This window comes from Boseongicola sp. (assembly GCF_057460485.1).
In genome coordinates this window covers 1-7,249 of record NZ_JBVCWP010000193.1, presented here as the reverse complement: position 1 = coordinate 7,249, position 7,249 = coordinate 1, and the positions used below count along the sequence as shown (strand labels likewise).

The window sequence follows — 7,249 nt, the reverse complement described above, 5'->3', positions numbered from 1 at the left end:
TTCGTCCGGCAAAACGTCGAGCAAATCGCGCACATCGCCGGGGTGGACGCGCACGTTATCGACCTCGGCTTTACGGATTTTGCCCAAAAGCATAGCCACACCGTTGATATAGGGTTCGGCCCCGATGATGCCGACATCGCGATGGGTGGCGGCTTGGTGGACCATGTGTTCGCCGCCGCCAAAGCCGATCTCAAGCCAGACCGGCTTATCGCCGAAAATCGCAGGAAGATCTATGTTGGTGCGACCGGGGTTTTCGGCCCAGTCGACGGCACCGGGCGACAGGTGAGTCAGGTCCTTCAAATAACGTTTCTGGCTGTCACGAAGGCCCTTGCCTTTGAATCGGCCGTAAAAGTTGCGCCATGGAGCGCCGGAGGGATGCTGATCGGTCATGGGCGGCGGGTGCCACCGCCCACTCGAAAGGTCAAGTCAGTCGTAGGTGACAACTTCAATTTCAATGCCGTCGCCGTCATCGAAATAAAAAACGTCGTCCCGGCTCGTAGTCGGTTTGGCGTTTGGTTTCGCCCTCCTGGCAAGGACGCGTTTCCCGGTAGTATCAAGGTCATCGAGGACCGCCGCCCAATGGTTGACCCAACGAACCTTGACGTAACTTTCGTCATTTGGTGCGGGCGTTTTGGGGAAGGTAAACGGCGCAACACAGGTGTTGTTCGTGCTGAAATGAATGGTTTAGGCGGTTTCCACCCCGGCGCTCGCCCATCTGATTTCCCAGCCAGACACGCGGCCCAACCATGCGGCGCTCGCCTGTGGGTCCGAAACGATCATGTTGATGTGTTCCAGTCGTGCCTGCGCCATTGCTTTGGCTCTTTTAGATGCAATGTCTAAAGGCCGGCCACGACCTCAAGTTTACTTGAGGTAAAGAGATTTCATCCGAGCGTATATTTTTGCGTTAGAGTTCTGATTTAAATACCTTACTCTCGCACTTCTTCAGGGCGAATACCCCAGATCCTGCGCTTCTCGACCCAGCCGCGGTTACCTCCCGCCACGATCCGACACCAATCGAGATCGCAGGAATCTAGCCGCGCAATTACACCCGACTGGGCCATGGCATTTACCGGGCTTTCCGGATCGGGTTTGATAAAAAGTGGTGTCGCGTCTCGCTCGATGATCACGTGCCGCACGCCTGATAACAGCGAGTAATGCACCCAGCCGCCCATGCCGTCACGGTCGCGCACGCGGCGCCAGTGGCCGTATTCTGCGGTGACCTCCAGCGGCATGTTGCGTCGTGTGAACACCCAGTCGATCCGGTGGCTAAGGGACGGCCCGCGCCGCACGTTACTTTCTTCGGCTTTCAGCGAAACGAAGCGTGGCATCGGAAGGTTTGTGACCGGGCCGCGTTCGGCTGCGGCAGCAGAAAACGCCACCAGAAAGGCAAGCCAAAGGCCAGCCGCGGGGCCAAGGATTTTGTGTCCGCTGGTCATACTGCTCTGTCCTGTTTTTAGCGCGCTCTTGATAAGCGTCTCTTGTGCCTCAGGTCGTTCCTTGCCACTTTGACAAAAAGCTGCGGCTTATGGAAGGTCAGAGATCAAAATGCCAAACAAACGCCTGAGAGTTGTTGTGACGCGACGCCTTCCCGAAGTGGTTGAGGCGCGCTTGTCAGAATTGTTTGAAACGACGTTTTCTGCGGACGACAAGCCGATGACGCGCGATCAGTTGGTTGCGGCTGTGCGGTCGGCGGACGTTCTGGTGCCGACGATCACCGATATTATTGACGCAGGCGTACTGGCGCAGGCCGGTGAGCAATTGAAGCTGATCGCGAATTTCGGGGCAGGGGTCGACAATGTCGACGTCGCCACGGCGCGACAGCGGGGCATTCATGTATCGAACACACCCGGCGTTCTGACGGATGATACGGCCGACATGACGCTGGCGCTTATTCTTGCAGTGACGCGGCGCATCCCGGAAGGGCTTGCCGTCATGCAAAAGGGCAATTGGGACGGCTGGTCCCCGACGGCGAACCTTGGTCGGCGCGTCGGTGGGCGTCGGCTTGGGATCCTGGGCATGGGGCGGATCGGCCAGGCGGTTGCGCGGCGCGCGGCAGCGTTTGGCATGGAGGTCCATTACAATAATCGTCGACGACTGCGTCCCGAGGTCGAAGAAGAATTGGGCGTCCGCTATTGGGAGAGCCTTGATCAGATGGTGGCGCGGGTCGATATTCTGTCGATCAATTGCCCGCATACGCCTTCGACGTTTCATCTGATCAACGCGCGGCGGCTCAACTTGATGAAGCCCTCGGCGGTTATTGTGAACACGTCGCGCGGTGAAGTGATTGACGAGAACGCGTTGACGCGGATGCTACGCTCGGGTGCGATTGCCGGGGCGGGCCTGGACGTTTTCGAACACGGTCACAAGATCAATCCACGCCTGCGTGAGTTGCCCAATGTTGTTTTACTGCCCCATATGGGGTCCGCGACGGTCGAGGGGCGGATCGAGATGGGCGAGAAAGTTATCATCAATATCAAAACATTCGCGGATGGGCACCGGCCACCTGATCTGGTGGTTCCGTCGATGCTTTGAGCGGGCGCACGGCGCGGTGAGATTTTTGCTGTTGTGTTTGGCGGCCTGTCTGGTTGCTGCCTGCGCCCGACCGTTGACTCCGGCTGAGACTGCTTTTGCACAAGACCTTTTCGGACCAACGCTGAACACGGCCAAGGTTCGGATTTTGTCGGCACCTTATGGGGCGAAAGACGTCGACGAGCCTCGGGTAATGCGCGGAACCGAGAGGGCGTGTGTGCGCAGGCCACAGCCCCGCGGCGCCCAGCCTCCGCAAGCCTTTGCCCTAGGAAACGTCGTTCATTTCAGCGGCCCCTTGCAGGCGCGGGACATGACGTTGGCCTGGCCGAAGGCATTGAGATTTCCGCAAGGTTTGATCTTCGCTCATGAATTGACCCACGTCTGGCAATGGCAGAACCGGGCCTGGACCGGCTATTCGCCGTTCCGTGCGGTGGCCGAAGGCATCGCTTTGCCTGACCCCTACTTTTCGGCTTCGGGCGAGGCGCCGGTGTTTTTCGCATTCGGGTTCGAACAGCAAGCGGCGATGGTTGAGGACTATGTTTGCTTCACGATCGCCAATCCCACGCATCCGCGACGCGCCGCGTTGCGCCAATTGCTTGAGCCGGTGTTTCCTGTAGATGCATTTGATGCGGCGATTGATCGGCGCGGCTTATTGCCGGACAGCTAGGGAGCCTTGCGGCAGAGTATTTTCCCAAAAGACGCATCAAAACCATTGGCCCGGCTCCATCCGTCCAAGGTCAAGAAGTCGGCGAGAGCGTCAATTGAAGAGCATTGAATTTTCCCAGCGGAAGGTGTCGATTTTAAAGCGGCGTGCCGGGTTGCTTTTAAGCGTGTTGGCCGTGCGGAACGAGACCACGGCGGCCGTTAGATTGAGGTACCGGGGCAGGCTTAGGGGCTGCGATATTCCATTGGCCATATGTGGTCGTTGCAACGTGTCAGGTCTTTTTCGGTCCGCACAAGGGCGATCCGGTCAATGCGACCCCGGTCATTAAGGATGTGTTCTTCAAACCGCCAGCGCAAGCCACCATAGAAATCCAGTTGGCAGCCGGTGACAGAGCCATCATTGGATTTTCGCGCCAGGGCATAATAGCCAGAGCAATCCTGCACAGCGTCGGCGAGGGACACTGCGTTTTCGGTGCGCCAAGATCAACAGGATCGATGTCGATCACATAGGTCAGCATGGAAAGTCGGCGTTCTTCAGTGTGGAAGCTTAACATTTCGCCGACGGACCGTGTTTCCGAAAACAGGTAAAAGAGGAACTCGGCGTTATAGCCGTCGTAGACCCAAGATTTATCGGGAAGCGCTGCGACAGATGGATTTATGATTGCTTACGTCACGTTCGGCCCGCGTGTGATTTGGCGGATGCGGATGACGCTTTGGGCCGTTTTACCAGGTACCAGAAGGTCTGCAGGTGCGACCAATATCAGGGTGTGAAACCCCGCTTTCGGGTGGCGTTCAACGGTTTGCTGCAACGTCGCTTCGTTCTCGGTAATCAGGATCACCACCGGGCCATCTGCCTACCTGATAGCCGGACTTTTCTGTGCGTCGCGAAGGGAGGCAAAGCGCATTATGGCCGGGGTTGTTGCAAGGATCGCGGCACGATGGTGCGGGCCCTCGGACCTTGGCAAGCGGGGGCGGGCGGTGTAGGGGGCTTGTTGATCCCTTTATGTCGGAAGTGCCCCTCGAGATGACCACGCCGAAGAAGCTTTTTATCAAGACCTATGGTTGTCAGATGAACGTCTACGACAGCGAGCGGATGGCGGAAACCCTTGGCCAGCAGGGCTATGTGGCGACGGATACGGCGAATGACGCCGATATGATTTTGTTGAACACTTGTCATATCCGCGAAAAGGCGGCCGAGAAAATTTATTCTGAACTGGGGCGTTACCGGCCATTGAAGGATGCCAACCCCGATCTGAAAATAGGGGTGGCGGGCTGCGTTGCACAGGCTGAAGGCGCCGAGATCATGGCCCGTCAGCCGATGGTCGATCTGGTGGTGGGGCCGCAGTCCTATCATCGTCTGCCCGAGTTGGAAGCCAAAGCGCGCCGCGGGGAAAAGGCGTTGGATACGGATTTTCCGGAAGAGGATAAATTTGAGCATCTGGCGGCGCGACCCAAAGCAAAGCGTGGTCCAACGGCGTTCTTGACGGTGCAGGAAGGATGCGACAAGTTCTGCGCGTTCTGTGTTGTGCCTTACACGCGGGGGGCCGAGGTCAGCCGTCCTGCAGAGCGGGTCATGAGCGAAGCGCGCGATCTGGTGGAGCGCGGCGTTCGCGAGATCACATTGCTAGGGCAAAACGTGAATGCCTATCACGGCCATGCGCGCGGGCTTTCAGGATTGATCCGCGATCTGGCGACAGCCGGCGGGTTGGAGCGTATTCGCTTCACCACAAGCCATCCCAACGACATGCAGGATGATCTGATTGCTGCGCACGGCGATTGCGAAAAGCTTATGCCTTATCTGCATCTTCCTGTGCAGTCCGGCTCCGACAAGATTTTGAAGGCGATGAACCGTAAGCACACTGCAGAAAGCTACATCAAACTAATCGAGCGTATTCGCGGCGTGCGCCCTGACCTATTGTTGTCCAGTGATTTCATCGTTGGCTTTCCGGGAGAGACCGAGGCGGATTTCCAGGCGACGCTCGATCTGGTGGAAACTGTCGGCTACGGACAGGCCTATAGCTTTAAGTATTCGGCGCGCCCCGGTACTCCGGCGGCTGAACGCGCAGAAGTCGACGGCGCAGAGGCCGACGAGCGATTGCAGCGATTGCAGGCTCTTTTGACGCGTCAGCAAAAGGCGGCCCAAGATGCGATGGTCGGGCGCGAAGTGACGGTGCTGTTTGAAAAGCCGGGGCGGTTGCCAGGCCAGATGGTTGGAAAATCCGAATATCTTCATGCGGTACATGTGACATCAGATGCGGTGGCGCGCGGCGATTTAGCCAAGGTGCGGATTGTTGAAAGTGTGCGCAATTCGCTTGCCGGTGTGGTGGTCTGACCGGGACATGCAAGCCCCGGTCCTGTTAGTGAATACAGCAATCCTTGCGCGGCAATCATCAGGGCGACGGCGCCAAATATCTAGTGCCAGTCGGTCAAAAGCGCGCACTTTGCTTTGCCGAAAGTTGTACTGCTTCCTAAGCCCCGCCCTTCAGATTTTCTCGGCCAGTGTGGTCAGGATACGGGTCCAGCCGCCTTCATGGTTCGTGCGGCTTTCGTCGGATTGAAAGCGCACATGGGTGAGACGCAGGTTGGTGCCACCTTCTGCGTCTTCAAAGTCGATGGTGACAGTGCTGTCTTCAACGGGAGACATCGGGGATTCCCATGTGAAGGCTAGGCGGTTGGCACGATCTATTGTTTTGTAGGTACCTGCATGGGGCAGGTCCTGATCTCCGGCACGCATTATCACAAGAAAGCGCCCGCCTTCGCGGGCGTCAGACGTGGCCTTTGGGACCGTCATATCGGGGCCCGGAATCATAAATTGCGCAAGCATCACCGGGTCTAGCCAAGCATCGAAAAGCTTCTCCCGATTGGCTGGAATAAGGCGTGTGATTTCAAGTTTAAGGTCCGTGGCTTGATCAGTCATGAATGTCATCCTTTGTCATCAGAGTTTCCAGTTTCTCCAAACGCAGTGCCCAGATCGATTGCAGGTCCTTGAACCAGTCATGGATGCGGGAAAGGCGGTCGGGGTGCAGCTCGATCAAATGCTCCCGCCATTCGGTCCTGCGGCTGACAAGTCCTGCGCTTTCCAGCGTCTTGATGTGTTTGGACACGGAATTGAGGCTCATCTCGAAGTGTCGTGCCAGGTCGGTCACGCGCATTGCGCCGTGCTGCGCCAGAAGCGTCAGGATGGCGCGCCGCGTGGGATCGCAAGCGGCTTTCAGAATTACCGTAAGGTCCGTGTCATCATCTCGTTCAACCATATGGATGAATAAAGCGATTCGATTCTATCAGTCAACCCGTTGGATGAATGATTGTGGGCGCGGCCCCTCTGTGGGCACAACCGCTTCGAAACGCCATATTTCGTGATGATCGTGCAAATAATGGCGAGATATGCTTGCGTGTTGGGGAATCCCTTGGCAGCATAAGGCTAGGAAACGAGGATTTATTACGGAGTTCGATTATTTGGCCATTAGTGCGTTGACCCCGCCGACCGTATCCGTAGACGCCCCAGAGACGCGTCTTGAGTTCCCTGATAACCGCCTGCTGATCGATCTCTTCGGAGAGCTCAATCGCAACCTAACACACATTGAAGACGTTCTTGATGTTCAGCTTGTGCATCAGGGCAATCAACTCGTGGTGTTTGGTGAACCGGCGATACAGGCAAAAGCTGTTGAGGTGTTGAACGCGCTTTATGCACGCCTTGAGCAGGGCAAAGAAGTGGCGCGGGGGGACATCGATGCGGAAATCCGCATGGGGGCATCGGCCAGCGGGACCAGCAATCGCGCCGGCGATCAAATGGAGCTGTTTCAGGGCGGGCGCGTCGAGATCAAGACGCGCAAGAAGCTGGTCGAGCCACGGACTGTGGCACAAAAAGCCTATGTGCGCGCTTTGTTTAGCAACGAATTGTCTTTCGGGATTGGTCCTGCGGGCACCGGCAAAACCTATCTTGCTGTGGCGGTGGGCATAAACATGTTCATCGGAGGCCACGTCGACAAGATTATCCTCAGCCGGCCGGCGGTGGAGGCGGGAGAGCGGCTTGGGTTTTTACCCGGCGATATGAAAG

General features: G+C 57.2%; 11 protein-coding genes. 4 read left to right on the top strand and 7 right to left on the bottom strand.

Annotation, left to right across the window (positions count from 1 at the left end; translation table 11 throughout):
* The 3 genes from trmB to AC221Y_RS17400 form a co-directional block, all read right to left on the bottom strand.
* On the bottom strand, positions 1 to 390 hold a 390-nt coding region (trmB, locus tag AC221Y_RS17410), incomplete at its 3' end, for a tRNA (guanine(46)-N(7))-methyltransferase TrmB (protein ID WP_486707860.1).
* A gap of 294 nt (positions 391 to 684) precedes the next feature.
* Positions 685 to 810, bottom strand: coding sequence for a hypothetical protein (locus AC221Y_RS17405; RefSeq protein WP_299757847.1), 126 nt, complete (start codon positions 808 to 810; stop codon positions 685 to 687).
* Between the two features lie 116 nt (positions 811 to 926).
* Positions 927 to 1,436: an SH3 domain-containing protein gene (locus tag AC221Y_RS17400; RefSeq protein WP_299757849.1), complete on the bottom strand. Its 510-nt coding sequence runs from the start codon at positions 1,434 to 1,436 to the stop codon at positions 927 to 929.
* Between the two features lie 109 nt (positions 1,437 to 1,545).
* On the opposite strand from AC221Y_RS17400, the gene AC221Y_RS17395 reads away from it, so the two are divergent.
* Together AC221Y_RS17395 and AC221Y_RS17390 are read left to right on the top strand one after the other, a co-directional pair.
* The gene (locus AC221Y_RS17395; RefSeq protein ID WP_299757852.1) at positions 1,546 to 2,532 is read left to right on the top strand and encodes a 2-hydroxyacid dehydrogenase; all 987 of its coding nucleotides are present in this window, start codon (positions 1,546 to 1,548) and stop codon (positions 2,530 to 2,532) included.
* 307 nt (positions 2,533 to 2,839) lie between these two features.
* Positions 2,840 to 3,196, top strand: coding sequence for a hypothetical protein (locus AC221Y_RS17390; RefSeq protein WP_299757854.1), 357 nt, complete (start codon positions 2,840 to 2,842; stop codon positions 3,194 to 3,196).
* Between the two features lie 221 nt (positions 3,197 to 3,417).
* Here AC221Y_RS17390 and AC221Y_RS17385 read toward each other — a convergent pair whose 3' ends face one another.
* Both AC221Y_RS17385 and AC221Y_RS17380 read right to left on the bottom strand, forming a co-directional pair.
* Entirely contained in the window at positions 3,418 to 3,654 is a 237-nt protein-coding gene (locus tag AC221Y_RS17385; protein ID WP_486707859.1) for a hypothetical protein, read from the bottom strand.
* A gap of 203 nt (positions 3,655 to 3,857) precedes the next feature.
* Entirely contained in the window at positions 3,858 to 4,034 is a 177-nt protein-coding gene (locus AC221Y_RS17380; RefSeq protein WP_486707858.1) for a hypothetical protein, read from the bottom strand.
* Between the two features lie 182 nt (positions 4,035 to 4,216).
* Between AC221Y_RS17380 and miaB the strand changes: the two genes are divergently transcribed.
* Entirely contained in the window at positions 4,217 to 5,524 is a 1,308-nt protein-coding gene (gene miaB / locus AC221Y_RS17375) for a tRNA (N6-isopentenyl adenosine(37)-C2)-methylthiotransferase MiaB (protein WP_299757909.1), read from the top strand.
* A gap of 150 nt (positions 5,525 to 5,674) precedes the next feature.
* Here miaB and AC221Y_RS17370 read toward each other — a convergent pair whose 3' ends face one another.
* Both AC221Y_RS17370 and AC221Y_RS17365 read right to left on the bottom strand, forming a co-directional pair.
* On the bottom strand, positions 5,675 to 6,109 hold the full coding sequence (locus tag AC221Y_RS17370) for an SRPBCC family protein (protein WP_299757863.1): 435 nt from the start codon (positions 6,107 to 6,109) through the stop codon (positions 5,675 to 5,677).
* Entirely contained in the window at positions 6,102 to 6,446 is a 345-nt protein-coding gene (locus AC221Y_RS17365; protein WP_299757865.1) for an ArsR/SmtB family transcription factor, read from the bottom strand. Before AC221Y_RS17365 ends, AC221Y_RS17370 begins: the two co-directional genes overlap by 8 nt.
* A gap of 202 nt (positions 6,447 to 6,648) precedes the next feature.
* Between AC221Y_RS17365 and AC221Y_RS17360 the strand changes: the two genes are divergently transcribed.
* On the top strand, positions 6,649 to 7,249 hold a 601-nt coding region (locus AC221Y_RS17360; RefSeq protein WP_486707857.1), incomplete at its 3' end, for a PhoH family protein.